The sequence below is a fragment of the Bradyrhizobium sp. IC3123 genome (assembly GCF_020193625.1).
Taxonomy (GTDB): Bacteria; Pseudomonadota; Alphaproteobacteria; order Rhizobiales; family Xanthobacteraceae; genus Bradyrhizobium; species Bradyrhizobium yuanmingense.
Window position 1 is genome coordinate 260576 of record NZ_JADYVF010000009.1, and the last position, 24973, is coordinate 285548.

At 66.1% G+C, this 24973-nt stretch carries 26 protein-coding genes; 16 read left to right on the forward strand and 10 right to left on the reverse strand.

Translation table 11 applies throughout. The annotated features are described in order from the left end of the window. Positions 1-66: 66 nt before the first annotated feature. A complete protein-coding gene (locus tag I6F20_RS26925) occupies positions 67-1320 on the forward strand; it encodes an ATP-binding protein (protein WP_225128560.1) in 1254 nt (417 codons plus the stop codon). Here the strand turns inward: I6F20_RS26925 and I6F20_RS26930 are convergent. Continuing rightward, positions 1247-2140 (reverse strand): YihY/virulence factor BrkB family protein, encoded by an 894-nt coding sequence (locus I6F20_RS26930; RefSeq protein WP_109142243.1) that lies wholly within the window; start codon positions 2138-2140, stop codon positions 1247-1249. The genes I6F20_RS26925 and I6F20_RS26930 overlap by 74 nt on opposite strands. Before the next feature lie 312 nt (positions 2141-2452). On the opposite strand from I6F20_RS26930, the gene I6F20_RS26935 reads away from it, so the two are divergent. The 6 genes from I6F20_RS26935 to I6F20_RS26960 all read left to right on the forward strand — a co-directional run bounded on the left by I6F20_RS26935 (position 2453) and on the right by I6F20_RS26960 (position 6529). Then, a complete protein-coding gene (locus I6F20_RS26935) occupies positions 2453-2647 on the forward strand; it encodes a twin transmembrane helix small protein (RefSeq protein WP_036020744.1) in 195 nt (64 codons plus the stop codon). A gap of 2 nt (positions 2648-2649) precedes the next feature. After that, a complete protein-coding gene (locus tag I6F20_RS26940) occupies positions 2650-3234 on the forward strand; it encodes a cob(I)yrinic acid a,c-diamide adenosyltransferase (RefSeq protein ID WP_225128563.1) in 585 nt (194 codons plus the stop codon). Positions 3235-3360: 126 nt separating this feature from the next. Then, entirely contained in the window at positions 3361-4110 is a 750-nt protein-coding gene (locus tag I6F20_RS26945) for an electron transfer flavoprotein subunit beta/FixA family protein (protein ID WP_109142244.1), read from the forward strand. Continuing rightward, positions 4110-5054 carry an electron transfer flavoprotein subunit alpha/FixB family protein gene (locus I6F20_RS26950; protein ID WP_225128565.1) on the forward strand — a complete coding sequence of 315 codons (945 nt, stop codon included), beginning with the start codon at positions 4110-4112 and terminating at the stop codon, positions 5052-5054. The genes I6F20_RS26945 and I6F20_RS26950 overlap by 1 nt, the downstream gene beginning before the upstream one ends. Positions 5055-5248: 194 nt before the next feature. Next, complete coding sequence (locus I6F20_RS26955; RefSeq protein WP_035996839.1) at positions 5249-6130, forward strand: 3-hydroxybutyryl-CoA dehydrogenase; 882 nt, start codon at positions 5249-5251, stop codon at positions 6128-6130. Positions 6131-6334: 204 nt separating this feature from the next. Continuing rightward, entirely contained in the window at positions 6335-6529 is a 195-nt protein-coding gene (locus tag I6F20_RS26960; RefSeq protein WP_036020754.1) for a glutathione S-transferase family protein, read from the forward strand. Positions 6530-6533: 4 nt separating this feature from the next. On the opposite strand, the gene tlpA is transcribed toward I6F20_RS26960, so the two are convergent. Beyond that, positions 6534-7199: a thiol:disulfide interchange protein TlpA gene (tlpA, locus tag I6F20_RS26965; protein ID WP_225113053.1), complete on the reverse strand. Its 666-nt coding sequence runs from the start codon at positions 7197-7199 to the stop codon at positions 6534-6536. A 100-nt stretch (positions 7200-7299) separates the two neighbouring features. On the opposite strand from tlpA, the gene argH reads away from it, so the two are divergent. From argH to lysA, 3 genes are all read left to right on the forward strand, one after another. Beyond that, entirely contained in the window at positions 7300-8697 is a 1398-nt protein-coding gene (gene argH, locus I6F20_RS26970) for an argininosuccinate lyase (protein ID WP_225128567.1), read from the forward strand. 94 nt (positions 8698-8791) lie between these two features. After that, positions 8792-9085 carry an LPS translocon maturation chaperone LptM gene (lptM, locus tag I6F20_RS26975; RefSeq protein WP_035996882.1) on the forward strand — a complete coding sequence of 98 codons (294 nt, stop codon included), beginning with the start codon at positions 8792-8794 and terminating at the stop codon, positions 9083-9085. A 23-nt stretch (positions 9086-9108) separates the two neighbouring features. Then, complete coding sequence (gene lysA / locus I6F20_RS26980) at positions 9109-10374, forward strand: diaminopimelate decarboxylase (RefSeq protein WP_035996848.1); 1266 nt, start codon at positions 9109-9111, stop codon at positions 10372-10374. Positions 10375-10505: 131 nt separating this feature from the next. On the opposite strand, the gene I6F20_RS26985 is transcribed toward lysA, so the two are convergent. Both I6F20_RS26985 and I6F20_RS26990 read right to left on the reverse strand, forming a co-directional pair. Next, the gene (locus I6F20_RS26985) at positions 10506-11396 is read right to left on the reverse strand and encodes an NAD(P)-dependent oxidoreductase (RefSeq protein ID WP_225128568.1); all 891 of its coding nucleotides are present in this window, start codon (positions 11394-11396) and stop codon (positions 10506-10508) included. A 223-nt stretch (positions 11397-11619) separates the two neighbouring features. Further along, positions 11620-12003: a carboxymuconolactone decarboxylase family protein gene (locus I6F20_RS26990; protein ID WP_225128570.1), complete on the reverse strand. Its 384-nt coding sequence runs from the start codon at positions 12001-12003 to the stop codon at positions 11620-11622. A 169-nt stretch (positions 12004-12172) separates the two neighbouring features. Between I6F20_RS26990 and I6F20_RS26995 the strand changes: the two genes are divergently transcribed. Further along, positions 12173-14830, forward strand: a complete 2658-nt coding sequence (locus I6F20_RS26995) for a TIGR02302 family protein (RefSeq protein ID WP_225128572.1) — start codon at positions 12173-12175, stop codon at positions 14828-14830. 160 nt (positions 14831-14990) lie between these two features. Here I6F20_RS26995 and I6F20_RS27000 read toward each other — a convergent pair whose 3' ends face one another. Continuing rightward, complete coding sequence (locus I6F20_RS27000) at positions 14991-15365, reverse strand: response regulator (RefSeq protein WP_035996894.1); 375 nt, start codon at positions 15363-15365, stop codon at positions 14991-14993. Positions 15366-15402: 37 nt separating this feature from the next. Beyond that, positions 15403-16281 (reverse strand): MJ0042-type zinc finger domain-containing protein, encoded by an 879-nt coding sequence (locus I6F20_RS27005; protein WP_225128574.1) that lies wholly within the window; start codon positions 16279-16281, stop codon positions 15403-15405. A 180-nt stretch (positions 16282-16461) separates the two neighbouring features. Between I6F20_RS27005 and ftsE the strand changes: the two genes are divergently transcribed. The 4 genes from ftsE (at position 16462) to I6F20_RS27025 (ending at position 19851) form a co-directional block, all read left to right on the forward strand. Beyond that, complete coding sequence (gene ftsE / locus I6F20_RS27010) at positions 16462-17121, forward strand: cell division ATP-binding protein FtsE (protein ID WP_057028593.1); 660 nt, start codon at positions 16462-16464, stop codon at positions 17119-17121. Further along, positions 17114-18082: a cell division protein FtsX gene (locus I6F20_RS27015; RefSeq protein WP_035996909.1), complete on the forward strand. Its 969-nt coding sequence runs from the start codon at positions 17114-17116 to the stop codon at positions 18080-18082. Before ftsE ends, I6F20_RS27015 begins: the two co-directional genes overlap by 8 nt. 282 nt (positions 18083-18364) lie before the next feature. Next, on the forward strand, positions 18365-19069 hold the full coding sequence (locus I6F20_RS27020) for a YdcF family protein (protein WP_225128576.1): 705 nt from the start codon (positions 18365-18367) through the stop codon (positions 19067-19069). An 11-nt stretch (positions 19070-19080) separates the two neighbouring features. Beyond that, positions 19081-19851 (forward strand): lysophospholipid acyltransferase family protein, encoded by a 771-nt coding sequence (locus I6F20_RS27025; RefSeq protein ID WP_225128577.1) that lies wholly within the window; start codon positions 19081-19083, stop codon positions 19849-19851. 97 nt (positions 19852-19948) lie between these two features. On the opposite strand, the gene I6F20_RS27030 is transcribed toward I6F20_RS27025, so the two are convergent. Further along, positions 19949-20560, reverse strand: a complete 612-nt coding sequence (locus I6F20_RS27030; RefSeq protein ID WP_109142250.1) for a gamma-glutamylcyclotransferase — start codon at positions 20558-20560, stop codon at positions 19949-19951. A 110-nt stretch (positions 20561-20670) separates the two neighbouring features. Between I6F20_RS27030 and I6F20_RS27035 the strand changes: the two genes are divergently transcribed. Next, entirely contained in the window at positions 20671-21855 is a 1185-nt protein-coding gene (locus tag I6F20_RS27035; RefSeq protein WP_225128578.1) for a DUF2125 domain-containing protein, read from the forward strand. Between the two features lie 119 nt (positions 21856-21974). Here I6F20_RS27035 and I6F20_RS27040 read toward each other — a convergent pair whose 3' ends face one another. From I6F20_RS27040 to I6F20_RS27050, 3 genes are read right to left on the reverse strand one after another with little or no spacing between them, the layout of a single operon-like run. Then, positions 21975-22910, reverse strand: a complete 936-nt coding sequence (locus I6F20_RS27040; protein ID WP_225128579.1) for a prephenate/arogenate dehydrogenase family protein — start codon at positions 22908-22910, stop codon at positions 21975-21977. Beyond that, positions 22907-24004 carry a histidinol-phosphate transaminase gene (gene hisC, locus I6F20_RS27045; RefSeq protein ID WP_225128580.1) on the reverse strand — a complete coding sequence of 366 codons (1098 nt, stop codon included), beginning with the start codon at positions 24002-24004 and terminating at the stop codon, positions 22907-22909. Before hisC ends, I6F20_RS27040 begins: the two co-directional genes overlap by 4 nt. 34 nt (positions 24005-24038) lie before the next feature. Next, a complete protein-coding gene (locus I6F20_RS27050; protein WP_036040392.1) occupies positions 24039-24887 on the reverse strand; it encodes a chorismate mutase in 849 nt (282 codons plus the stop codon). Positions 24888-24973 lie beyond the last annotated feature (86 nt).

Below are 24973 nucleotides of genomic sequence, written 5' to 3' on the forward strand. Positions count from 1 at the left end.
CCGGGCGTTCCTCCGTGCCATGCTTGGCCAGCGCGGGGTTCGAAGAGGGTACTTCGAAGGGGATTCATGGCGGCGAAGACGCGTCCAGTGCGCACCACCCGGACGTCCAGGCGGCGGCCGCTTCGGAAGCGGCCCAAGGCGGCCGGCCAGTTGCGCAAGCGCAGCACCAAGGCGGCTGCGCCTGATGTCGTCCAGGCGGCGCTGGCCGCGTTTGCCCATGAGGTCCGCACCCCCCTGACCGGCATTCTCGCGATCAGCGACCTGCTCGCGACCTCCGATCTCGGCGAGCGGGAGCGGCGCTGGGCCGACACCATCAAGGCCGGCGCCGAGCATCTGGCGAGCCTCGCCACGCTGTTCGTGGATGCTGCCAGAACGGAGAAGGGCGGCAGCACGCCGCGCCAGGATCTGTTCGATCTCAAGGCGCTCGCCCGCACCGCCGGCGATTCCCTGGCCGGCCGCGCCGCGGCCAAAGGTCTCCAGGCCAAGGTCGAGATAGCCGACAAGATCCCAGGGCTCGTGGTCGGTGATTCCGTCCGCCTGCGCGCCGCGCTCGAGAACCTGATCGACAACGCCGTGAAATTTACCGACCAGGGCGGAGTGGCCCTCGCCGTCGAGCCGTGGCGTCCCGCCAAAGGCAAAGCAAAGGGCAGGGTCGGCGTCGCTTTCGCCGTGTCCGACAGCGGCATCGGCCTGACCATGGCCGAGATCAAGCGGCTTTTCCGCCCGTTCACCCAGGCCAATGTCACCATTGCCGCGCGCTTCGGCGGCGCCGGCTTGGGGCTCTCCTCGGTCAAGCAATTGGCGCGGGCGATGGGCGGCGACATCACCGTCGCTCCGCGCCGCGGTGGCGGCGCCACCTTCACATTGACGGTGTCGCTGGACGCGGCGGGACCGGGCAAGACCCGCAAGGCAAAGGACGGCAGCGAGCCCGAGCCGGCCGCTGCGCTTCGCGTTCTCAGCGTCGAGGACAATCCGTTCGGCCGCGTCGTGCTCAACACCATCCTGACCGAGCTCGGCCATCACGCCGAGTTCATCGGGCGCGGCGAGGACACCGTGAACCGGCTGGAGCAGGGCGCATTCGACGCGGTGCTGATGGACATGGTGCTGCCGGGCATCGACGGCATCGAGGCCATCCGGCGGATCCGCAGGCTGACAACGCCGCTGGCTCGGATCCCGATCATCGGCGTGTCCGGCCGCGGCGAGGACGAGGCCGCCTCGCGCGAAGCCGGGGCCGACGCCTTCCTGGTCAAGCCTGTGTCTCCGAGGGCTTTAGCGACTGCGCTGCTTGAAGCGACACGCCGTGAGGAAGCCGCGACTTGATGATCGCGGCATTGAGCTCGCCGCCGTAAACGAAGATCGCGGCGATGAAGTACAGAAACACCAGCGCGATGATCACCGAGGCGAGCCCCGCATACATGGTCACGTAGTTGTTGGCAAAGCGGGCCAGGTATTGGCCGAACACGATGCTGGAGATCAGCGACGCCACGATGGTGAAGACGATGCCGGGCAGTATCTGCAGGAAGCTGCGCCGTCCCGCCGGCAGCCAGGCGTGCAGGATGATCAGCGCCACCACCAGCGCGCCGATGGAGATGCCGTAGCGCACCCAGGTGAGGATGCTCTCGTTGGATTCGACGAACAGCGGAATGTGGCGCCGCGCCGCCTCGATAATGAGCGGACCGAGCACGATCAGGAACGCCATAGCGAGCGCTGTGAAGGCCGCAATGATCGTATAGGCAATCGACTCCAGCCGAAGCCAGTACCAGCTTCGCATCTCCACCACCGCATAGGCGCGGTTGAGCGCCACCCTGAGCGCCTCGACGCCGTTCGAGGCGAAATAGACCGACAGCGCCGCGCCGATGGTCAAAAGGCCGGTCCGGGTGGTGGTCAGCACGTCATGCACCTCGCCCGAGATCGAATCGGCGACCTGCTTGGGCCAGACCTGGAGCATCAGGCTGGCGGCCTGGTCGGCGAGTTCCTTGGAGCCGAAGAAGCCGGCGAGCGCGGTCAGCACGATCAGGAATGGGAACAGCGCCATCAGCGTCGAGAGCGCGATGTGGCTCGCGATCGCCCAGCCGTCATCGGCGAGGAACGTGTAGAACGCGTCCTCAGCGACGCAGTAGATGTAGCGGATGGCTTTCACTTGGCACCTACGCCGCTGCTGTCTCCTTCTGAACGTAGGGAGAGGCCAGGAGAACAAGCAATGGGCGCAAATCGAAAAATCATCGCGCTACCATCTGATATTCTTGGCCCAAAAGCCAGTTCGCGAAGCCCCCTTTGTCATTCCGGGGCGCGCGCAGCGCGAGGCCGGAATCCATCTAGCCGCGGCGCAAGTGGCGCGATGGATTCCGGGCTCGACGCGCCGGGTCTCGCTTCGCTCGATCCCGCCGCGTCGCCCCGGAATGACGAGCTGGGGAGATGGCGGACCGGCACACACGGTGTTATCTACCCTCAAATGGCATCTTTTCTGAGTACTTTCATCCTGCCGGCCGCAGCCGGCGCCGTGGCGCTGGTGCTGCTGCTCGGGCTCATCAACATGATGCGCGGCGGCTCGCCCAACACCTCGCAGAAGCTGATGCGTTGGCGCGTGCTGCTTCAGTTCGTGGCGATCATCGTCGCGATGCTCGCGGTCTGGGCGATGGGACGCTGATCATGGTGGTGCTGAACCGCATCTACACGAAGACCGGTGACGACGGCACGACGGCGCTGGGAACCGGCGAGCGGCGGCCGAAATACGATCTGCGCATCGAGGCCTATGGCACGGTCGACGAGACCAATGCCGCGATCGGCCTGGTCAGGCTCCACACCGCGGAGATGCCCGAGCTCGATGCGATGCTCGGCCGCATCCAGAACGATCTGTTCGATCTTGGTGCCGATCTCGCCGTGCCGGAGCGGGAAGGCAAGGACAAGGGCAAGGCCGAGCGGCTGCGGGTGGTGGCGAGCCAGGTCGAGCGACTCGAGCACGACATCGACGCGCTCAACGACAAGCTCGCGCCGCTGACCTCCTTCGTGCTTCCCGGCGGCACGCCGGCCGCGGCCCATCTGCATGTGGCGCGCACGATATGCCGCAGGGCGGAACGCGTGATCGTGGAACTGGCGGCCCAGCCGGGCGAGCCGGTCAGCGCGGCTGGCATCCAATATATGAATCGCCTGTCCGACTTTCTCTTCGTGGCCAGCCGGGTCGTGAACGGCAATGGCGCCGGCGACGTGCTCTGGGTTCCCGGCCAGAACCGCTGACCCATCGCGCTCCCGCATTTCAGAAGGCCAAAATTAGACCCGTTCGCGCGTTGACCGGGGCAGATCGGGCCTTTAGGTTCCGCGCCAGTTGATAACCCCCCTCCCAAATTGAGTGAAAGAGGATCGATGAAGGTCTTAGTGCCGGTAAAGCGGGTGGTCGATTACAACGTCAAGGTCCGCGTCAAGGGCGATGGATCGGGCGTTGAACTCGCCAACGTCAAGATGTCCATGAACCCCTTCGACGAAATCGCTGTCGAGGAAGCGCTGCGCCTGAAGGAAGCCGGCAAGGCCACCGAGGTCGTGGTGGTCTCGATTGGACCTGCGCAGGCGTCCGAAACGATCCGCACCGGTCTTGCCATGGGCGCCGATCGCGGCATCCTGGTGAAGGCGGACGGCACCGTCGAGCCGCTCGCCGTCGCCAAGATCCTGAAGAAGGTTGCGGACGAAGAGCAGCCGGGCCTGATCATTCTCGGCAAGCAGGCGATCGACGATGACTCGAACCAGACCGGCCAGATGCTGGCCGCGCTGCTCGGCTGGTCGCAGGCGACCTTCGCCTCCAAGCTCGAGGTCGAAGGTACCGACTTCAAGGTGACGCGTGAAGTCGATGGCGGTCTGCAGACCGTGAAGCTGAAGGGACCGGCGATCATCACCACCGATCTCCGCCTCAACGAGCCGCGCTACGCCTCGCTGCCCAACATCATGAAGGCGAAGAAGAAGCCGATCGCGGAGAAGACGGTCGCCGATTACGGCGTCGACATCGCCGCGCGCCTCGAAGTTCTGAAGACGGCTGAGCCCGCGGGCCGCAAGGCCGGCGTCAAGGTCAAGGACGTCGCCGAGCTGGTGTCGAAACTCAAGAACGAAGCCGGGGTGCTCTGATGACGACGCTTCTGATTGCCGAACACGACAATGCGTCGCTCAAGGACGCCACCAACAAGGCCCTGACCGCAGCTGCCGCGCTTGGCGCGGATGTCGAGGTGCTGGTCGCCGGCCAGAACGCCAAGGCCGCGGCGGATGCCGCTGCCAAGCTCGCTGGCGTGAAGAAGGTGCTGCTCGCCGATGGCGACCTCTACGCGCACGATCTCGCTGAGCCGCTGGCTGCGCTGGTGGTGTCGCTGGCGTCCGGCTATGACGCCATTGTCGCGCCGGCGACCTCGCGCTTCAAGAACGTGATGCCCCGCATCGCCGCTCTGCTCGACGTCATGCAGGTCTCGGAGATCACCAGGGTGGTCGCGCCCGATACCTATGAGCGCCCGATCTACGCCGGCAACGCCATCCAGACGGTGAAGTCGAAGGACGCCAAGAAGGTCATCACGGTCCGCACCTCGACCTTCGCCGCAGCAGGCGAGGGCGGCAGCGCCCCGGTCGAGACCGTGGCGGCGGCGGCCGATCCGGGCCTGTCGACTTTCGTCGGTGAGGAAGTCGCCAAGAGCGATCGCCCCGAGCTGACCTCGGCCAAGATCATCGTATCCGGTGGCCGCGCCATGCAGAGCCGCGAGAACTTCGCCAAGTACATCGAGCCGCTCGCGGACAAGCTTGGGGCCGGTGTCGGTGCCTCGCGCGCCGCGGTCGATGCCGGCTATGCGCCGAACGACTGGCAGGTCGGCCAGACCGGCAAGGTGGTGGCCCCCGAGCTCTATGTCGCGGTCGGCATTTCCGGCGCCATCCAGCATCTGGCCGGCATGAAGGACTCCAAGGTGATCGTTGCGATCAACAAGGACGAGGACGCGCCGATCTTCCAGGTCGCCGATTACGGCCTGGTGGCCGATCTCTACCAGGCGGTTCCGGAGCTGACGGCCGAACTCGGCAAGCTCGGCAAGTAAAAGGCATCGAAAACACCGGCCGGAGGTATAAACTCCGGCCGGTGCTGCGTTCCTGAGGCGTTTTCTTTGGCGTGGGCGCGCCTTGGAGACGATCCAATCTAGGTTTCGAGCCAAGGTTCTGATTAAATCGGACCTCCCGGCTCGAGGGGAAAGGCAGGGCGCGCCCCCCGCGCGCCGTTCCGGTGGATGACAATATGGCGGCAGTGATCAAGAAGGTCGGCGTGATCGGCGCGGGTCAGATGGGCAATGGCATCGCGCATGTCGCGGCGCTCGCTGGCTTCGACGTGGTGCTCAACGACGTTTCGGCCGACCGCCTCAAGTCGGGCATGGCCACCATCAACGGCAATCTGGCGCGTCAGGTCTCCAAGAAGGCCGTCACCGAGGACGACAGGGCCAAGGCGATTGCGCGTATCAAGCTAGCCGAGAAGCTGGACGATCTCGCCGATTGCGACCTCGTCATCGAGACCGCGGTCGAGAAGGAAGAGGTCAAGCGCAAGATCTTCCACGAGCTCTGCGCCGTATTGAAGCCGGAGGCGATCGTCGCCTCCGATACGTCCTCGATCTCGATCACGCGCCTCGCCGCCGCCACCGACCGCCCGGAGCGCTTCATCGGCATTCACTTCATGAATCCAGTGCCGTTGATGGAACTGGTCGAGCTGATCCGCGGCATCGCCACCGACGACGCCACCTTCGAGACCGCCAAGGACTTCGTCGGCAAGCTCGGCAAGCAGGTCGCGGTCTCCGAGGATTTCCCGGCCTTCATCGTCAACCGCATCCTGCTGCCGATGATCAACGAGGCGATCTACACGCTGTATGAAGGCGTCGGCAACGTCGAGGCGATCGACGCGGCGATGAAACTGGGCGCCCACCATCCCATGGGTCCGCTTGAGCTTGCCGATTTCATCGGGCTCGACACCTGCCTCTCCATCATGCAGGTGCTGCACGAGGGGCTAGCCGACTCCAAGTACCGCCCGTGCCCGCTGCTGGTCAAATACGTCGAGGCCGGCTGGCTCGGCCGCAAGACCCAGCGCGGCTTCTACGACTACCGCGGCGCCAAGCCGGTGCCGACGCGGTAAGGTGGTCTTGTGCCCCGGACGCAGCGCGGAGCGCTGCAGAGCCGAGGCCCAGGAGCCGCGCGCTGAAGGCTAGGTCCCGGCTCTGCGGTGCGTCACTTGCGTGCCGCCCCTTGTCCGGGACACGATTGCCCGTACTGCTCCATGACAATTCATGTCGCGTTAACCTCTCGCGCCTAGGTTACGGCCGGTAAGAGGGTTCGCGTAATGGACATGATGGCAATGGTCAGCAGCATGCTGGCCGCGCAGCAAGGCGCGCTGCAGTCGAATATCGCGGCGACGCTGACCAAGCAGAACGCGGATATGGAGAAATCCACCGTCCTGACGCTGCTCGGCACCGGCCAGCCCTCGCTCGCCAATGTCGCCCCCGGCGTCGGCGGCAATCTCAATGTGACGGCCTAAACCCTTAAAGCGCCGCGGCGGCCTTGCCGGTTGCCGCGCGGATCAGCTTGAGCGCGTCCTCACTCGCCCATTCCGCCGGCCCCGCGATCGTCGCGATTTCACACCCCTGCGGGTCGACCAGCACGGAGGTGGGCATGCCCAGTGCCCGTCCCACGGCCTTAAGATCCTGGAACACCTTGGCTTTCTGGTCGCTGAAATAGGCGAGCCGGGTCAGGTTGGCCTCTTTCAGGAAGGTTTTCGGCTTCTCCAGGTCGCGGGTGTCGATGTTGATCGCCACCACCTCGAAATTCGGGCCCGATAGCTTGCCCTGGAGCTCGTCCAGCGCCGGCATCTCCTTGCGGCAGGGCACGCACCAGGTGGCCCAGAGATTCACCAGCAGGGTCTTGCCGCGGAAGTCGGACAGCTTCTTCGGCTTGCCCTCGGCATCCTCGAAGGTGAGGTCGGGCAGCTTCAGCGGGGCGCTCGCCATGGTCAGCGCCGCCACCTCGCCATGGGCGAGCGGGGCGATCTTCTGCGCCGTCGCCACCGCCGCCTTGCAGGTCGGATCGCCCAAGGGCGCCCGGCTCGGGCCGAGCCCGTACAGCGCGGCGAAGCCGGCCAGCCCGACGATCGCCACGGCGGCGATGACGAAGGGGATGCGGCGCGTGGCGGAGGGCTTCTGGTCGAGCATATCGTTTGTCATCCGGTCGCAGATATGGCTATCAGGGGCCTCTTAATACGGCTGGCCGCGGCCAGCAAACGTGCGGCAAATCAGGCGTGAGCAGGGGATCATGAGCAACAAGATGTGGGGCGGCCGGTTCTCGGAACGCCCCGACGAGATCATGGAAGAGATCAACGTCTCCATCGACGTCGATCGTCACCTCTTCGCCCAGGACATTGCCGCGTCCAAGGCCCACGCCGCGATGTTGGCCAATCAGGGCATCATCACGGCTTCTGATGCGAAAAATATCGGCAAGGGTCTAGACACAATCCTGTCAGAGATCGGCAAGGGCGGCTTCGAATTCAAGCGCGCGCTCGAGGACATCCATATGAATGTCGAGAGCCGCCTGTCGGAGCTGATCGGCCCGGCCGCCGGAAGGCTGCACACCGCGCGTTCGCGCAACGACCAGGTCGCCACCGACTTCCGTCTGTTCGTCCGCGACGTCATTGACGAGACCGATGCCGCGCTCGCCGCGTTCCAGCAGGCCCTGGTGGACCGCGCGCTGGAGCACGCCGCAACCGTGATGCCCGGCTTCACGCATCTGCAAACGGCGCAGCCCGTCACGTTCGGCCATCACCTGCTGGCTTATGTCGAGATGGCGGCGCGCGACCGCGGCCGCTTCCAGGACGCCCGCAAGCGGCTGAACGAATCGCCGCTGGGCGCGGCTGCGCTCGCCGGCACCTCGTTCCCGATCGACCGCCATGCCACCGCGAAGGCGCTCCTGTTCGACCGCCCGATGGCGAACTCGCTCGATGCCGTCTCCGACCGCGATTTCGTGCTGGAGACGCTGTCGGCCGCCTCGATCTGCGCCGTGCACATGTCGCGCTTTGCCGAGGAGATCGTGATCTGGACCTCGCCGCTGGTCGGCATGATCCGGCTCAGCGACAAGTTCACCACGGGATCCTCGATCATGCCGCAGAAGCGCAACCCGGATGCCGCCGAGCTGGTGCGCGCCAAGACCGGCCGCGTCATCGGCGCGCTCAACGGCCTCCTGATCGTCATGAAGGGCCTGCCGCTCGCCTATCAAAAGGACATGCAGGAGGACAAACAGGGCGCCATGGAGGGTTTTGCCGCGCTGTCGCTGGCAATCCGCGCCATGACCGGCATGGTCCGTGATCTCGTTCCGGACGAAGCCAAGATGAAGGCGGCCGCGGGCGAGGGCTATGCCACGGCGACCGACCTCGCCGACTGGCTGGTGCGGACGCTGAAGATGCCGTTCCGCGAGGCGCACCACGTCACGGGCCGCATCGTCGCCAAGGCCGCCGAGGGGGGCGTCGCGCTGCACGAGCTGCCGCTCAAGGAAATGCAGGCGATCGAGCCCAAAATCACCAAGGACGTGCTCGGTGTGCTGTCGGTCGAATCGTCGGTGAAGAGCCGCACCAGCTTTGGCGGCACCGCGCCGAAGAACGTGGCGTCCCAGGCCAAGGCTTGGGCGAAGCGGCTGGAAAAAGAGCGAAAATTGGGCTGAGGGCAAAATTTCGCTTATGTTTCATGGTCATCCGGCTCTCGCCAGAACGCGCCAATCTCTGTATGGTGCGCCGCGCGTAGTGGGGATTTTCGTCGTGACGTCAAAGTTTCGCCCGGCCGGCTCGGGGTGGGCCATCATTGTCTTGAGCCTGACGGCGCTCGCGCTTGCAGGTTGCGGCCGCAAGGGCCCGCTGGATCTGCCGCCGACCGCCTCCAACGCCCCCGCAGCCACCGGCGCCGCACCCGTCGAGCCCGAGACCGCGGCCCAGAAGGCGCCGAGCCTGTTCGAACCCACGGCCAGCGCGGATGCTGCGCCCGCGGCGGCCAAGGGCCGGAAGAAATCGTTTATTCTCGACCCGCTCCTGGACGAACCTCCCGGCAAGAAATAAGCCGGGACAACCGAGCCTGCGCCATGAACCATTTCGACTATCGCAACGGCGTGCTGCACGCCGAGGCGGTGAACCTGTCCGAGCTGGCCGCCACCGTCGGCACGCCGTTCTACTGCTATTCGACCGCAACGCTGGAGCGGCATTACCGCGTCTTCACCGAGGCCTTTGCCGGCGAGAAGGTGCTGGTCTGCTACGCCATGAAGGCGAACTCCAACCAGTCGGTGCTGCGGACGCTGGCCAAGCTCGGCGCCGGCGCCGACGTGGTTTCGGGCGGCGAGCTGAAGCGCGCTTTGGCCGCCGGCATTCCCGCCAGCAAGATCGTCTTCTCCGGCGTCGGCAAGACCGAGGCAGAGCTGCGCGCGGCGCTCGCCGCCGACATCCTCTGCCTCAACGTCGAATCCGAGCCGGAACTCGAACTACTGTCGCGCCTCGCGACCGAGATGGGCAAGACCGCGCGCATCTCGCTCCGCGTCAATCCCGACGTCGATGCCGGCACGCACGCAAAGATCTCCACCGGCAAGTCCGAGAACAAGTTCGGCATCCCGATCGTGCATGCCCGCGAGGTCTATGCGCGCGCGGCGAAGCTGCCCGGAATCAAGGTGACCGGCACCGACGTGCATATCGGCAGCCAGATCACCGACCTGTCCGGCATGGAGACCGCGTTCCGCATCCTCTCCGAATTCGTGCAGACCCTTCGGGCGGACGGCCACGACATCAGCCACGTCGATTTCGGCGGCGGTCTCGGCATCCCCTATTACATGGATCGCGAGGCGCCGCCTGCGCCCGCCGCCTATGCCGCCATGGTCAGGCGCGTCAGCCACAATCTCGGCTGCACGCTGATGTTCGAGCCGGGCCGCATGATCGTCGGCAATGCCGGCATTCTGGTCGCCAAGGTGATCTATGTGAAGCACGGCGACGGCAAGAATTTCGTCATCATCGACGCGGCCATGAACGACCTGATCCGCCCGACACTGTACGAGGCGCATCACGACATCCTGGCGGTGAAGCAGCCGGCCAAGGGCGCCGCCACCATCAAGGCCGATGTCGTCGGCCCGGTCTGCGAGACCGGCGATTATCTCGCCCTCGACCGCACGCTGCCAACGCCCGCGCCCGGCGATCTCCTCGCCATCATGACCGCCGGTGCCTATGGCGCCGTGCAGGCCGGCACCTACAACACCCGGCCGCTGGTGCCCGAGGTGCTGGTGAAGGGCGACCAATACGCCGTGGTGCGCCCGCGCATCGAGGTGGAGCAGCTCATTGCTATGGACACGCCGGCGCCGTGGCTGTGAGGCCGCTACCAAAACCTGCAAAACAACCCCATGCACAGTAGACCGGGGCTTTCGCGATGATGCGTGGTCGTCGGGCAAAACCGCTTGAACTGTCGGGTAAATTTAGCACGACCGCGCTATTTCGCTGAACGTCAGTTTTTTCCGCCTACGATCACACCCGCCTTCTTCTCGATCGGCTTGATCGCCGCGGTGAAATCGGACTCGGCGCCTTCGGCGCTGATCACCGTTTCCCACAACCGTCCGACCGCGTCGGCGACCTCCATCGACAGGCCGAGCTGCTTCATCTCCTCCAGCGCCAGCCGCACGTCCTTCACCATCAATCCCGTGGCGAAGCCGAAGTCGAAGGTGCGCGGCAGCACCGCGCGCGGAAACTTGTCGCGGCTCGCGGTGTTCATGCCCGAGCCGGCATTGATGACGTCGATCATCACGGCGGGATCGAGCCCGGCCTTCACGCCCATCACCATGGCTTCCGACGTCGCTACGATCGCGGTCGCCGACAGAAAATTGTTGGCCAGCTTCATGGTCTGCGCCGCGCCCGGCTTCTCGCCGATGAAGAACACCTTTCCGATCACCTCGAGCGCGGGCTTGAGCAGCGCGAACTCGGCTTTCGGGCCTGACACCATCACGGCAAGCGTGCCCTTCTCGGCGCCGCCGACGCCGCCGGAGACGGGACAGTCGATCTGCACGATGCCGCGCTCGGCGAGCAGCCCGTGAATCTTCACAGCCATTGCCGAGCCGACGGTGGAGAGATCGACGAAGCGTTTGGCGCGCCTGCCCTCGATCACGCCGTTCGCTCCCGTTGCGACGTCGAGTGAAGCCTGCAGCGAAGGCAAACTCGCCATGACGGTCTCGGCCTGGTCAGCGACGTCCTTCGGCGACGACGCGGCAAGGGCACCGCGCGCGACCAGCTTGCCGATAACCTCCTTGCGCGTGTCGAATACGACGAGCCTGTGCCCCGCCTCGATCAGCCGCCGCGCCATCGGGAAACCCATGTTTCCGAGCCCGATGAATCCGATGTCCATGGTGTTTCCTTATCTCTTCGTCGTTGTACGTGAAGCGGCGATCGTTCTCCGCTCGTCGTCCCGGGGCATCGCGAAGCGATGAGCCCGGGACCCATAACAACAAGGAGGAATCGTCCCGCAAAGGCGCCGCTCCGAGTCGTCGTAGCAACATCGTCCTGTGGCTATGGGTCCCGGGCTCGCGCTTCGCGCGCCCCGGGACGACAGTTGAGATTGGCGCTGGGTCTCACGCCTTCCCGTCGATCTCTGCGAACACCTCGCGCGCGATGCGGAAGCTGTCGACCGCGGCGGGCATGCCGCCATAGATCGCGACCTGCATCAGGATCTCGCGGATCTCCTCGCGGGTGACGCCGTTGGTCAGCGCGCCCTTCAGGTGCGCGCGAAACTCGTGCTGACGGTTGAGGATCGCGATCATGGCGATGTTGAGCATGCTGCGGGTCTTGCGCGGCAGCTCCTCGCGGCCCCACACCGTGCCCCAGCAATATTCGTTGAGCATCTCCTGGAACGGGCGGTTGAAATCGTCGACGTTCTTCAGGGCGTTTTTGACATAGGCCTCGCCCAGCACAGCTTTGCGGACTTCCAGGCCCTTGTCGTGCATCTTCTTGTCCATGGCGTTTCCTTCGTTTCCCTCGAGATTGGCGCGCGGAAATTACGGGGTTGCACCCGGCCAGTCACGTCCTCGTGTTATGCGGGAAAAGGAGGCGCTCCCGTACGGGAACGGATGCCTCAGTGCTGCCGTTGTGATAGGCTCTGCTCTACCGGGCAACCTGGAGAGTTGATTGAACGGCGTCCCCCCCGAGCCGTCAGACCCGATCCGCAACGGCGATGCGCTGTCGCGGCTGAAGCTGGCGCAGGCCCTTGATCGGGCAACTTATGCCATCGCGTGGGAGCGTGCCTGGCCCAATGCGGCGCGCCTTCTGACCGTCGTCGGCCTGTTCCTGGTGGTGTCCTGGGCCGGCCTCTGGCTGGCGCTGCCGTTCACGGCCAGGGCCGTCGGTCTCGCCCTCTTCGCCGCGATCGCGGCGGCCGCCCTGTTCCCGCTGATTCGCTTCCGCTGGCCGAGCCGCGAAGAAGCGCTCGCCCGGCTCGACCGTGGCTCCGGCATCCGGCACCGCCCGGCCACCACGCTCACGGACACGCTGACCTCACAGGACCCGGTCGCGCAGGCGCTGTGGCAGGCGCAGCGCGAGCGGACGCTTGCCTCCATTAAGCGCATTCGCGCCGGTGTGCCGCACCCGCGACTCGCGCTTCACGACCCCTGGGCGCTCCGGGCTCTGGTCATGGTGATGCTGGTCGCGACCTTCTTTGCCGCGGGTGACGAGCGTGCGATGCGCCTTGGCGCCGCCTTCGACTGGAACGGGGTGCTGGCGCCGGCCAATGTTCGCGTCGATGCCTGGGTCACGCCGCCGCTCTACACGGGTAGGCCGCCGGTCATCCTGTCGGCCGCCAACAAGGAAGCCGCGGCGCTGCCCGCCAGCGGCCCGCTTGCCGTTCCCGCCGGCTCGACCCTGATCGTGCGCTCCTCCGGCGGCAATTTGGATGTCGCCGTCTCCGGCGGCCTCAAGGAGGTCGCCCCGGCCGAAGCCAGCCCCAAGGGGACCAACGAAAGGCATTTCGCGATTTCCGGCGACGGCACCGCGCATGTCCGGGCGCCCTCCGGCCAGCCGCAATGGGCCTTCGCCGCCACGCCGGATCGTCCGCCGACGATCGCGCTCGCGAAGGACCCGGAGCGCCAGGCGCGCGGCGCGCTCCAGCTCTCCTACAAGATCGAGGACGATTACGGCGTCACCGGCGCCGAGGCGAAATTCGCCCCGCGGCCGACCGACGCCAAAGATGGTGCCAAGGATGGCCCCAAGGATGGTCCGAAGGCCGCCGCCGGTGATGGCGACAGCACGGCGCCGCGGCCGCTGTTCCAGCCGCCGAAATTCCCGCTCGCGCTGCCGAATGCGCGCACCCGCAACGGCGTCGGGCAATCCGTGAAGGATCTCAGCGAGGATCCCTATGCCGGCGCCGAGGTCACGCTGACGCTCACGGCCAAGGACGAGGCCGGCAACGAGGCCGCCAGCGAGCCGTTCAACATGCGCCTGCCCGAGCGGCTCTTCACCAAGCCGCTGGCCCGTGCATTGATCGAGCAGCGCCGCATCCTCGCGCTCGACGCCAACAAGAATTCGGACGTCTATGCCGCGCTCGACGGGCTGATGATCGCGCCCGAGATGTTCACGCCGGAGCCGGGACAATATCTCGGACTGCACAGCGTGGCCCGGCAGCTCGAAGCGGCGCGTACCGACGATGCCTTGCGCGAGGTCGTGGCGAGCCTGTGGGCGCTTGCGGTGACGATCGAGGACGGCAAGATCTCCGACGTCGAGAAGGCGTTGCGCGCGGCTCAGGAAGCGCTGAAGCAGGCGCTGGAGCGCGGCGCGAGCGACGAGGAGATCAAGAAGCTCACGCAGGATCTGCGTCAGGCGCTGAACGATTTCATGCGTCAGCTCGCCGAGCAGTTCCGCAACAACAATGACCCGCAGCAGCTGGCGCGGCCGCTCGATCCGAACACCAAGATCCTGCGTCAGCAGGATCTGCAGAACATGATCGATCGGATGGAGCGCCTGTCGCGCTCCGGCGACAAGGATGCGGCCAAGCAGTTGCTCGACCAGCTCCAGCAGATGCTGGAAGGCCTGCAGATGGCGCAGCCGGGGCAGTCCGGCGAGAGTGACATGGAGCAGGCGCTCAATGAGCTCGGCGACATGATCCGCAAGCAGCAGCAATTGCGCGACAAGACGTTCAAGCAGGGCCAGGATTCCCGGCGCGACCGCTCGCGCGGCAAGCAGCAGCAGGGCGATCAGTCCATGTCGGAGCTGCAGCAGGACCAGCAGGGACTGCGCGACCGCCTGAAGAAGCTGCAGGACGAGCTTGCCAAGCGCGGCCTCACTCAGAAGGGGCAGAAGGGTCAGCAGGGCCAGAAGGGCCAGAAGGGTCAGCAAGGCGAGCAGGGCCAGCCCGGCCAGAACGGCGATCAGGATGGCGACCAGGGCGATGACGGCAGCCTGGATGCAGCCGACGGTGCCATGGGCGATGCCGGATCAAAGCTCGGCGAGGGTAATGCCGACGGCGCCGTGGACTCGCAGGGCAAGGCACTCGACGCCATGCGCAAGGGTGCGCAGAAGATGGCCGAGGCGATGCAGCAGGGCGATGGCGACGGCCAGGGCGACGGCCCCGGCCAGCGTGCCGGCCGGCAGCAGAGCGGCGGCAACCAGACCGATCCGCTCGGCCGGCCGCTGCATGGGCGCGAATATGGCGACGATTATACAGTCAAGATTCCCGGCGAGATCGACACGCAGCGTGTCCGCCGCATTCTCGAAGAGCTCCGCCGCCGTCTCGGCGATCCTTCGCGGCCGCAGATCGAGCTCGACTATCTCGAGCGGCTGCTGAAGGAGTTTTAACTCCACACTCGGTGTCATCGCCCGGCTTGGCCGGGCGATCCAGTACGCCGAGACCGCAGTGATTGAATCGAGAAGCAGCGGCGTACTGGATGCCCCGCCCCCCGTGCGCAATTGCGCACTAGGCGGGGCATGACAGCGGCATGTGTGGCGAATGCCGACGCTAGCCCTTCTTCGCCGCCAGCGCGTCGGCGACCGCCGTGCGGATATCGGCGACCGAGAACGGCTTGGTCACGACGTCATGCACCAGCGCGTTCAGGTTCGAGGCGCGCTCGCGCTGGTCGGCGAAGCCGGTCATCAGCAGGATGGTCAGGTCGGGAAAATCGCGCGCCGCGGAGAGCGCCAGCGCGATGCCGTCCATCACCGGCATCTGGATGTCGGTGAGCAACAGGTCGAAGGCGCCATCCTCGCGGGTCAGGATCTCCAGCGCCTCTGCGCCGTCCTGGGCGGTGACGGTCTCGTGGCCGTCCATGGCAATGGCGCGCGCCACCAGCGCGCGCATCGAATCCTCGTCGTCGGCGATCAAGATCTTCGGCATGAGACGAACCTTGGTATCAACCTCCCCTGGGGGGCGATTATACGCTGCCGCCGGCAATGTCGCGCCGGTTGAAGAAACGAACGTCGATGTTGCGGCCTTCCGGCGGCGGTGAGGCCAGGCGCGAGCGGAAGAAGGCGCGCTCACCTGGCCGCAGCACGGTCTGCTCCAGCACCGCATTCCAGGCATAGATCTCCGCGCCCTGGGCGTCGCGCACGGCAAAACGCAGCCGCGGAATGTCGAGCGGCTTCTTGCCCTCGCCGACGATGACGCCCTCGATCACCAACACCTGTTTACCGTCCACGGTCTCGCTGGAGAGCTTGACGTCCTTGAAGGCGAGACCCCGCAAGTTCACCTCGAGCCCGACCATCTTGTAGAACGCTGCCGTCTGCGGCAGCAGCCGCACCACGTCGCCGCGCCAGAGCACCAGTGCCAGCACCAGCGCGCCCATCGCGGCGCAGGCGGTCGGCAGGCCAAGATAGGATTTGCGCGGAGCTGTGGTGGCGACCGGGCGGCTCACCCGCGCGCCGCGGCGGGGGAACAGGCTGCGGAACCAGGACTGGTGTTGCGCGCCGACGGCCTCCTCTTCGGCCTGCCGGGCCGCTGCCGACCATTCGTCCTCAGTCTCGCGGGTCTCCTCATCCGGCCAGTCGCTGGCGATCGAGGGACTATCGACGACCGGCGTATCAGTGGCGCCGTCGTCCTTGGCATAGGAGTTCCATTGTTCGGCGAGGTCGGACTGGTCGTCGGCTCGGCTGGCCGCGGCCATGGCCGGAACGGACGCCTCCTCGATAGCATCCTCGGCGTGGGCGATCCAGGTCTCCTTGCAGCGGGAGCAGCGGACCGCCCGCCCGTTCGCCCCAAGGCTCGCGAGCTTGATGGCGTAGGATGTCATACAATGGGGGCAGACGATATGCATGGACGAGCCTTGATGCATGAACGAAGGTCTTGACGATGCCACGGTCGCGGAGACCGGGCGCCCCTTATGCTACTGGGCGACCGTTAACGAACCGGAAACCATAACGGCGGCAAAACCCGTTGATCGCGTATGGCGGAGCGCCGCAAGGCGGCCCGCGCCTCCTCTCGAACGGAGCTGAGCTTGGTTCGGTTCGAAAATGTCGGATTGCGTTACGGTCTGGGGCCGGAGATTTTGCGCGACCTCACCTTCCAGATCCCCGCGCATTCCTTCCAGTTTCTCACCGGACCGTCCGGCGCCGGCAAGACGTCGCTGCTGCGCCTGTTGTTCCTGTCGCATCGACCGACGCGGGGCCTCGTCAATCTGTTCGGCCACGACATCTCGCAGCTCGGCAAGGACGAGATCGCAGACCTGCGCAAGCGCATCGGCATCGTACTCCAGGATTTTCGCCTGCTCGATCACATGACGACCTATGAGAACGTCGCGCTGCCATTCCGCGTCATGGGCCGCAGCGAGTCGAGCTACCGCAAGGAGGTGATCGATCTGTTGCGCTGGGTCGGCCTCGGCGACCGCATGGACGCGCTGCCGCCGATCCTGTCGGGCGGCGAGAAGCAGCGCGCCGCGATCGCGCGCGCCGTGATCTCGCGGCCGCAGCTGCTGCTCGCGGACGAGCCGACCGGCAGCGTCGATCCGACGCTCGGCCGTCGGCTGCTGCGGTTGTTCATCGAGCTCAACAAATCAGGCACCGCCGTCATCATCGCGACCCACGACATCGGCCTGATGGACCAGTACGAGGCGCGGCGCCTGGTGCTGCACCAGGGACGGCTGCACGTCTATGAGTAGGCTGGACGAGCGCGGCGTGCTGGTCGATCTCGGGCAGGAGCGTCCGCAGCTTCCGGCCAAGGCGCGCAACATGTCGCCGATCGTGCCGCGCGCCTCGATCCACGGCAGAGCGCTGCTCGCGGTGGTCGCCATCATGACGTTCCTCGCCTCGATGGCCACGGGCACGGTGCTGCTGGTGAGTGCCTCCGCCGCCGAATGGCAGTCGGATGTCGCGAGCGAAATCACCATCCAGATTCGTCCGCAGGCCGGCCGCGATCTCGATCGCGACACCGCCGCCGTGGCGGAAGCGATGCGCACGCAAGCCGGCATCGTCGAGGTCAAGCCGTTCACCAGGGACGAGAGCGGCAAGCTGCTCGAGCCCTGGCTCGGCACCGGCCTGTCGATGGACGATCTGCCGGTGCCGCGCATGATCATCGCGCGCGTGCAGCCGGGCACGCCGCTCGATCTCGGCGCCTTGCGCGCGCGCGTGGCGCAGGTCGCCCCTAGCGCCAGCGTCGACGATCACCGCGCCTGGATCGAGCGCATGCGCCTGATGACGAACGCCACCGTGCTGGCCGGCCTCGGCATCCTCGCGCTCGTCATCGTCGCAACCATCATCTCGGTGTCGTTCGCGACGCGCGGCGCAATGGCGGCGAACCGTCCGATCGTCGAGGTGCTGCATTTCGTTGGCGCCGGCGACCGCTACATCGCCAACCACTTCCTGCGTCATTTCCTCAGGCTGGGCCTGGAGGGCGGCGTGATCGGCGGCGGTGCCGCCATGCTGATGTTCGGCTTCTCCGAGTCCATCGCAGGCTGGTTTTCCGGGACTCCCGTCGGCGACCAGTTCGCCGCGCTGCTCGGCACCTTCTCGCTGCGCCCTTCCGGCTACATCGTGCTCGCGGTTCAGGCCGTCCTGATCGGCGCCATTACCGCAGTCGCCTCGCGCCAAACGCTGTTCGCGACATTGAATGATGTTGATTGAGTTTCTTTTCTTCCCTTCTCCCCTTGTGGGAGAAGGTGGCGCGAAGCGCCGGAGGAGGGGTTCTGTCCACGCGTACAGATGTCGAGGTGAATGCGCGGAGAGAACCCCTCACCCGTCTCGCCGCTTTCGCCATAGCCGATGCAAAGCATCGGCATTCTTAAGAACGGCGGCCGGCGGCCGCCTATGCGACCCTCTCCCACAAGGGGAGAGGGTGAAGAAACCGGACTCCACTTCGCCTCAAAACGTCATAAAATCAGATCGGGAAGGGATCACCGACATCGCATGAGCTCGCCGACCGACGATCGATCGCCGAAACTGCCGCGCGGCTGGCTGCGCGCGGCAATCGTGTCGACGATCGCGCTCGCCTTCGTCGGCGCGGCGGCGGGCTTCATTGCGTTCCTGGCGCAATTGCGCGGGGCCGAGAAAGTACCCGATCGCAAGGCGGACGGCATCGTGGTCCTGACCGGCGGCTCCTCGCGGGTATCGGACGCGATGGAGCTGCTGGCTGCCGGCTACGGCAGGCGGCTCCTGATTTCCGGCGTGCATCCGACCTCGACGGCGAACGACATCTCCCGCACCTTGCCGGAGAATCAGTCCTTCATGACCTGCTGCGTCGACCTCGACCGCACCGCGCTCTCGACCCGCGGCAACGCCGCGGAGGCGCGGCGCTGGGCCGAGGGGCGCCGGTTTACGTCTCTGATCGTGGTTACCTCGAACTATCACATGCCGCGCGCGCTGGTGGAATTCTCGCATGCGATGCCGCGGACGACGCTGATCCCGTTCGCGGTGGTCGGCGAAAAATGGCGCGAGGAGCCGTGGTGGATCTCAGGCTCGACGCTGCGGCTGCTCCTGTCCGAATACGTCAAGTACCTTGCGGCCGAGCTCAGGGTGCGGCTGGAGGATTTCGGGATTGACCTTTGGCCTGAGATGTCGGAGCAGCCTGCAGGTCAGCAACCGAAGCGGCCCGCCACCGCGCAGGCCAATTGATCGGACCATCGATGTTCCTGATTTTCCTGCGATCGCTCGTATTCAACGTGCTGTTCTACGCCGTGCTGGTCTGTCTGGCGATCGTTGCGCTGCCGACCTTTGCACTGCCGCCGCGCGCCATGCTGACGGTGGCGCAATGGTGGGCCAACGCCACGCTGGTCCTGATGCGCCTGGTCTGCAACATCAAGGTGGAATTCCGCGGGGTGGAGAAGATCCCGACAGGACCGCTGCTGATCGTGGCCAAGCATCAGTCGTTCTGGGAGACCTTCGTGCTGCCGGGTTTCTTCAACCGGCCGATCTTCATCCTCAAGCGCCAGCTGATGCAGATCCCGGTGTTCGGCCAGTTCCTGGTCAAGACCGGGATGATCGCGATCGACCGCAATGCCGGCGTGAAGGCGCTGCTCGAGATGACGCGGCGCGCGCGCGAGGCGGTGCGCAGTGGAAAGCAGCTCGTGATCTTTCCGGAAGGCACGCGCCGTGCGCCGGGCGCGCCGCCCGATTACAAGACCGGCTTTGCGCAGATCTATTCCTCCTGCGGCGTGCCGTGCCTGCCGATCGCGCTCAATTCCGGCCTGTTCTGGCCGCGCCGCACCTTCATGCGCTATCCGGGCACGCTGGTGGTCGAGTTTCTCGAACCGTTGCCGCCGGGCCTGCCGAAGGACGAGTTTCTCGCACGCGTGCAAGCGGCGATCGAGGACGCGACCGCCCGGCTCGTCGAAGCAGGACGGAAGGAGCAGGAGCAGTTGATCGGCTCGGCGCCGAGCTACGCGCCGACCGGCTAAAGCGCGATGAGATTGGGATGAATCTTCATCGCGCTTTAGGTTGTTGTTTACGCATGATCTTTCCGGAAAACCGCTTCGCACTTTTCCGGGTCATGCTTTAGCGGCTTTCCCGATCCTGGTCCCGAGCCGCCGCGTGCAGGGAATGCGCATCACCGTGCAGCATCAATGCAAGCTGATGCAGCTGCGTGTCGCGAAAGCCTTCGGCCTCGATCGCCTTCACCGTCGCGGTGACGTAGTCGCGGTTGGCGCCGGACTGGCCGTGGCCCTGGACGACATGGCGGTGCTGCTCGGCCAGCGAGAGGCGGCCGGCATATTGCACATGACCGCGGTCGACGACGTAAGCGAGAGCGGCGACGCGCTGGCGTGCATCGTTCTCCAGCCACACCGAGCGCATCACCTCGCGATAGACCGAGGTGACCTGCTCGCGTGCGCGCAAATATGCGACCACTTCGGCACGGTTCTTCTCGGCGACGCGGAAGGCGATGCCGCGGCAGGCGCCGCCGCGGTCGAGTCCGAGCACCAAGCCCGGCTTCTCCGGCGTGCCGCGATGCACGAAGGAATAGACGCAGAGCGCGCGATGCTCGCCGACCAGCCGCGCCGGGACGCGCTCCTCGAAATCGAAGCCCGGCCGCCACATCAGCGAGCCGTAGCCGAACACCCAGAGGTCGCCCTTGGCTGTGGTGACGGAGGGGAGGGTGATTTCGGACATTTCGGGGACGGCTACCAGAACCCTGCGCCCAAGCGAAGCGATTTCTGCGCCTTTCGTCGCAGGCCCGCCCCGCTTACATTTGCCTGAATCTGGCGTCAAAGGGTCGCCGCATGTCCAATATGACCGTTGCCACTGGCCGCCGCTCCCGCTGGGGCCTTTTCATCGCCCCCGTTCTCGTCCTGGTCCTCGCCGTCGGCTGGACCTGCTTCTGGTTCTATGCGGCGTGGCAGGCCGAAATCGTCGCCGACGCCTGGCGGGCGCAGGAGGCCAAGGCCGGCCGCATCTATGATTGTGCCAAGCGCTCGATCGCCGGCTTCCCGTTCCGCTTCGAGGTCCAGTGCTCCGGCGCCAGCGTCGCCCTGGTCTCGCAGAACGCGAGCAAGACGCCGTTCACGGCCAAGCTCGACAACATCCTGGTCGTGGCCCAGGTCTACGACCCCAAGCGCATCATCGCCGAATTCGCAGCGCCCGCCACGCTGATCGACGGCATTACGCAAAACACCTTCACCGTGAATTGGAGCAAGGGCCGCGCCAGTGTGGCGGGTCTGCCGGCTGTGCCGGATCGCGCTTCCATCGTGTTCGACGACCCCAGCCTCAACCGTCTCGATGGCAGCGTGCAGGTGCCGCTTGCGCGCGCCAAGCAGGTTGAGCTGCACGGGCGCCTTGCCGATGGCTCGCCGGCCGATCATCCGGTGATCGAGACCGTGCTCCATGTCGCGCAGGGCAGCATCCAGGGCGTGCATCCGCTGCTCGCCGAGCCGTTCGAGGCGGACACCCGCGCCAAGATCACCGGCCTCTCCGACCTCACGCCCAAACCGTGGCCGCAGCGCTTCCGCGAGATCCAGGCCGCCGGCGGTCACATCGAGATCGTGCAGTCGCGCATTCAACAGGGCGAGATGATCGCGGTCGCGGCCGGCACGCTCGGCCTGTCGCCCAACGGCCGGCTCGACGGCGAATTGCAGATGACGGTGACCGGCCTCGAGCGCGTGATCCCGGCGCTCGGCATCGAGAAGATGCTGGAGGAGGGCGTACCGCAGGCAACGCTCGATCGCCTCGCGCCCGGCGTGAAGTCGCAGGACCTGAATAATCTGTTCGGCGCGCTCGACCGCGCCGTGCCGGGCCTCGGCAAGGTCATCAAGCAGAACGCCAATGCCGGCGTTGCCGCCGGCATCAATTCGATCGGTACCGAGAGCACGCTGGAAGGTAAGAAAGCGCGGAGCTTCCCGCTGAAATTCGTCGACGGTGCCGTGCTGCTCGGCCCGGTCAAGGTCGGCCAGATCCCGCCGCTGTATTAGGTGGCTCCCGTAGCCCGGATGGAGCGCAGCGCAATCCGGGGTTCTTGATCACAGCTGGCACTGTCCCGGATTACGCTTGCGCTCCATCCGGGCTACGCAGCATTGTCCGGGCTACAGGCTCACGGCTTCTTCAGCGCCGCATGCGGCCGGCCGAAATCGGGCGCGGCGGAATCCTGGCCGATCTCGACGATGCCGCGGCGGATGGCGCGGGTGCGGGTGAAGTGGTCGAACAGCGCCTCCCCGTCGCCGCGGCGGATCGCGCGGGTGAGTTTTGCCAGATCCTCGGTGAAGGTGCCGAGCATCTCCAGCACGGCCTCCTTGTTGGCGAGGAAGACGTCGCGCCACATCGTCGGATCGGACGCCGCGATGCGGGTGAAATCGCGAAAACCGCCGGCGGAGAATTTGATCACCTCGGATTCCGTCACCTGCGCCAATTCGTCGGCGGTGCCGACGATGGTGTAGGCGATCAGATGCGGCAGGTGGCTGGTGATCGCGAGCACGAGGTCGTGATGATCCGGCGTCATCACCTCGACCTTGGCGCCCATCGCCGCCCAGAACGCGCGCAGGTGCTCCGTCGCCGCTGCGTCGCTGCCATCAGGCGGGGTCAGGATGCACCAGCGGTTGATGAAGAGCTCGGCAAAGCCCGAATCCGGGCCGGAATGCTCGGTGCCCGCCACCGGATGCGCCGGCACGAAATGAATGCCGCCCGGCAGATGCGGGGCCATGTCGCGGACCACAGCGCCCTTGACCGAGCCGACGTCGGAGACGATCGCACCCGGCTTGAGATGCGGCGCGATCTCCTGCGCTACGGGTCCGCAGGCGCCGACGGGAATGCAGAGGATGACGAGATCGGCATCCCTCACGGCCTCCGCATTGGTCGCCACCACCTGATCGACGATGCCGAGCTCGGCGACACGCGCGCGTGTCTTCTCCGAGCGTGCGGTGGTGACGATTTCACCGGCAAGCCCCTGGAGCTTCGCAGCGCGGGCGATCGAGCCGCCGATCAGGCCGAAGCCGATCAGCGCCACGCGCTGGAAGTGCGCCTGCGCGCTCATTTGCCGCCCATGAAGTCGCGCAAGCCTTCGACGACGAGGCGGTTGGCCTCCTCAGTGCCGATGGTCATGCGCAGCGCATGCGGCAGGCCGTAGTTCTTCAAGCCGCGCAGCACGAGCCCCCGCTTGGTCAGGAACGCGTCGGCGTCATCGGCGGTCGTGCCCTTGTCCGTCGGGAAATGGATCAGCACGAAATTGGCGACGCTCGGCGTCACCTTCAGCCCGAGCTTGCCGATCTCCTCGGTGAGCCAGTTGCGCCAGGTCTCGGTGAACTGCTTCGACATCGCCTGATGCGCGGTATCCTCGATCGCGGCGACCGCGGCATACATCGCCGGCGTCGACACGTTGAAGGGACCGCGGATGCGATTGACCGCGTCGATGACGTGCTCGGGCCCGAACATCCAGCCGATGCGCAGCGCTGCAAGACCGTGGATCTTGGAGAAGGTGTGCGTCACCACCGTGTTCTCGGTGGTGGCGACGAGCTCGATCCCCATCTCATAGTCGTTGCGCGAGACGTAGTCGCAATAGGCGGCGTCCAGCACCAGCAGCACGTGCGAGGGCAGGCCGGCGCGCAGCCGCTTGACCTCGTCGAACGGAAGATAGGTGCCGGTCGGGTTGTTGGGGTTGGCGAGCCAGACCAGCTTCGTCTTCGGCGTCACGGCCTTCAGGATGGCGTCGACGTCGGCGGTGAGGTTGGTCTCCTGGGCGATGACGTTCCTGGCGCCGACCGCCATCGTCGCGATCGGGTAGACAAGGAAGCCGTGCGTGGTCGAGATCGCCTCGTCGCCCTGGCTGAGATAGGTGTGCGCGAGCAGATTGAGGATCTCGTCCGAGCCGGCGCCGCAGATGATGCGGTTGGGATCGAGGCCGAACGAGCGGCCGATCGCCTCGCGCAGCACGCGCGAGGTGCCTTCCGGGTAGTCCTCCAGATGATCTGCCACGCGCTTGAAGGCTTCGATCGCCTTGGGCGAGGGCCCGAACGGCGTCTCGTTGGCGGAGAGTTTGAACACCTTGCGGCCCGGCTCCGGCACCGGGCTCTTGCCGGGCGTGTAGGGCGCAATATCGAGAATGCCGGGATTCGGCACGGGGCGGGACATCTTGGACTCCGGATAGGCTGGGCTGCTCGCGATTTTACGATTTCGGCCCGGTCGGGGGCACCGTATAGCGCGTTGCGTGGCTGCCGACGAGGGCCACAGAGCGCACCGAGGCCCCCGCCTCGATCAGGGCAGCCCTGATCTTGTCGATGCTGGTCGCGCCGGTGACCGAGACCAAGAGCGCCGCGCCGTCGAAGGCGGTATCGGGCACGGCCACGATCTCGGCGAGCGGCGACAGCGCGCGGGCGACCTCGGCGTTCCATCCGGAGACGCGCACGCTGAACGTCTCGACCTCCGTCACCAGGGCGCTGTCCGCGACGCGCGAGATCGCGAACACCGGCAAGGCGGCCGGATGATCGGCGCGCTCGATGAAGGGCATCCGCGCGATGATCTTCGGCGCGCCGTCGGCCTCCAGCTCCAGCCACCATGGCGTGCGGCTCGAGGTCGCCGAGACCATTGCCAGATCACCCTTGGATTTCGCTACCGCCTCGACCGCGGCCTGTGCGCTGAAATGCGCGACGTAAGGCACGGTGAAGCCGAAATTGAAGCGCACGGAATCGCGCATCGCCGCCTCGCTGGCCGAGATGTCGGCATGCACCGAGAACGGCGCCTGTACGTAAGTGAAGGTCGAGATGATGACGCGCCAGATGCTCTCGACCGTGTCGAGCGGCAGGATGCCGCGATGACGCTGCACGATCTCGCGCATCATGGCAGCCTCGCGCGCGGGCCGGAACGCCGAGCCGACCTCCTGGGTCTGCTTCACCTGGATCAGGCGATCGATGATCTCGCCGCGCTGCATGAGGAGGCGATGCATGCCCTCGTCAATCGCGTCGATCTCCTTGCGCAGTTCCTGAAGCGATGGTGGCGCGGGCGGACGTTGGGACATGTCTGGTCGTCGATCGTTCCGGTGGGGGATATCCTGATTAGGCAGTCGGGGCGGCGAAAGCAAAGAGAAATGACGTGCTTTGCGGG

Bases quoted from the DNA above. Each gene is read 5' to 3' on its own strand.
- I6F20_RS26925 (WP_225128560.1), top strand. From the start codon at position 67: ATGGCGGCGAAGACGCGTCCAGTGCGCACCACCCGGACGTCCAGGCGG.
- I6F20_RS26935 (WP_036020744.1), top strand. From the start codon at position 2,453: ATGGCATCTTTTCTGAGTACTTTCATCCTGCCGGCCGCAGCCGGCGCC.
- I6F20_RS26940 (WP_225128563.1), top strand. From the start codon at position 2,650: ATGGTGGTGCTGAACCGCATCTACACGAAGACCGGTGACGACGGCACG.
- I6F20_RS26945 (WP_109142244.1), top strand. From the start codon at position 3,361: ATGAAGGTCTTAGTGCCGGTAAAGCGGGTGGTCGATTACAACGTCAAG.
- I6F20_RS26950 (WP_225128565.1), top strand. From the start codon at position 4,110: ATGACGACGCTTCTGATTGCCGAACACGACAATGCGTCGCTCAAGGAC.
- I6F20_RS26955 (WP_035996839.1), top strand. From the start codon at position 5,249: ATGGCGGCAGTGATCAAGAAGGTCGGCGTGATCGGCGCGGGTCAGATG.
- I6F20_RS26960 (WP_036020754.1), top strand. From the start codon at position 6,335: ATGGACATGATGGCAATGGTCAGCAGCATGCTGGCCGCGCAGCAAGGC.
- tlpA (WP_225113053.1), bottom strand. From the start codon at position 7,199: ATGCTCGACCAGAAGCCCTCCGCCACGCGCCGCATCCCCTTCGTCATC.
- argH (WP_225128567.1), top strand. From the start codon at position 7,300: ATGAGCAACAAGATGTGGGGCGGCCGGTTCTCGGAACGCCCCGACGAG.
- lysA (WP_035996848.1), top strand. From the start codon at position 9,109: ATGAACCATTTCGACTATCGCAACGGCGTGCTGCACGCCGAGGCGGTG.
- I6F20_RS26985 (WP_225128568.1), bottom strand. From the start codon at position 11,396: ATGGACATCGGATTCATCGGGCTCGGAAACATGGGTTTCCCGATGGCG.
- I6F20_RS26990 (WP_225128570.1), bottom strand. From the start codon at position 12,003: ATGGACAAGAAGATGCACGACAAGGGCCTGGAAGTCCGCAAAGCTGTG.
- I6F20_RS27000 (WP_035996894.1), bottom strand. From the start codon at position 15,365: ATGCCGAAGATCTTGATCGCCGACGACGAGGATTCGATGCGCGCGCTG.
- I6F20_RS27005 (WP_225128574.1), bottom strand. From the start codon at position 16,281: ATGCATATCGTCTGCCCCCATTGTATGACATCCTACGCCATCAAGCTC.
- I6F20_RS27015 (WP_035996909.1), top strand. From the start codon at position 17,114: ATGAGTAGGCTGGACGAGCGCGGCGTGCTGGTCGATCTCGGGCAGGAG.
- I6F20_RS27020 (WP_225128576.1), top strand. From the start codon at position 18,365: ATGAGCTCGCCGACCGACGATCGATCGCCGAAACTGCCGCGCGGCTGG.
- I6F20_RS27025 (WP_225128577.1), top strand. From the start codon at position 19,081: ATGTTCCTGATTTTCCTGCGATCGCTCGTATTCAACGTGCTGTTCTAC.
- I6F20_RS27030 (WP_109142250.1), bottom strand. From the start codon at position 20,560: ATGTCCGAAATCACCCTCCCCTCCGTCACCACAGCCAAGGGCGACCTC.
- I6F20_RS27035 (WP_225128578.1), top strand. From the start codon at position 20,671: ATGTCCAATATGACCGTTGCCACTGGCCGCCGCTCCCGCTGGGGCCTT.
- I6F20_RS27040 (WP_225128579.1), bottom strand. From the start codon at position 22,910: ATGAGCGCGCAGGCGCACTTCCAGCGCGTGGCGCTGATCGGCTTCGGC.
- hisC (WP_225128580.1), bottom strand. From the start codon at position 24,004: ATGTCCCGCCCCGTGCCGAATCCCGGCATTCTCGATATTGCGCCCTAC.
- I6F20_RS27050 (WP_036040392.1), bottom strand. From the start codon at position 24,887: ATGTCCCAACGTCCGCCCGCGCCACCATCGCTTCAGGAACTGCGCAAG.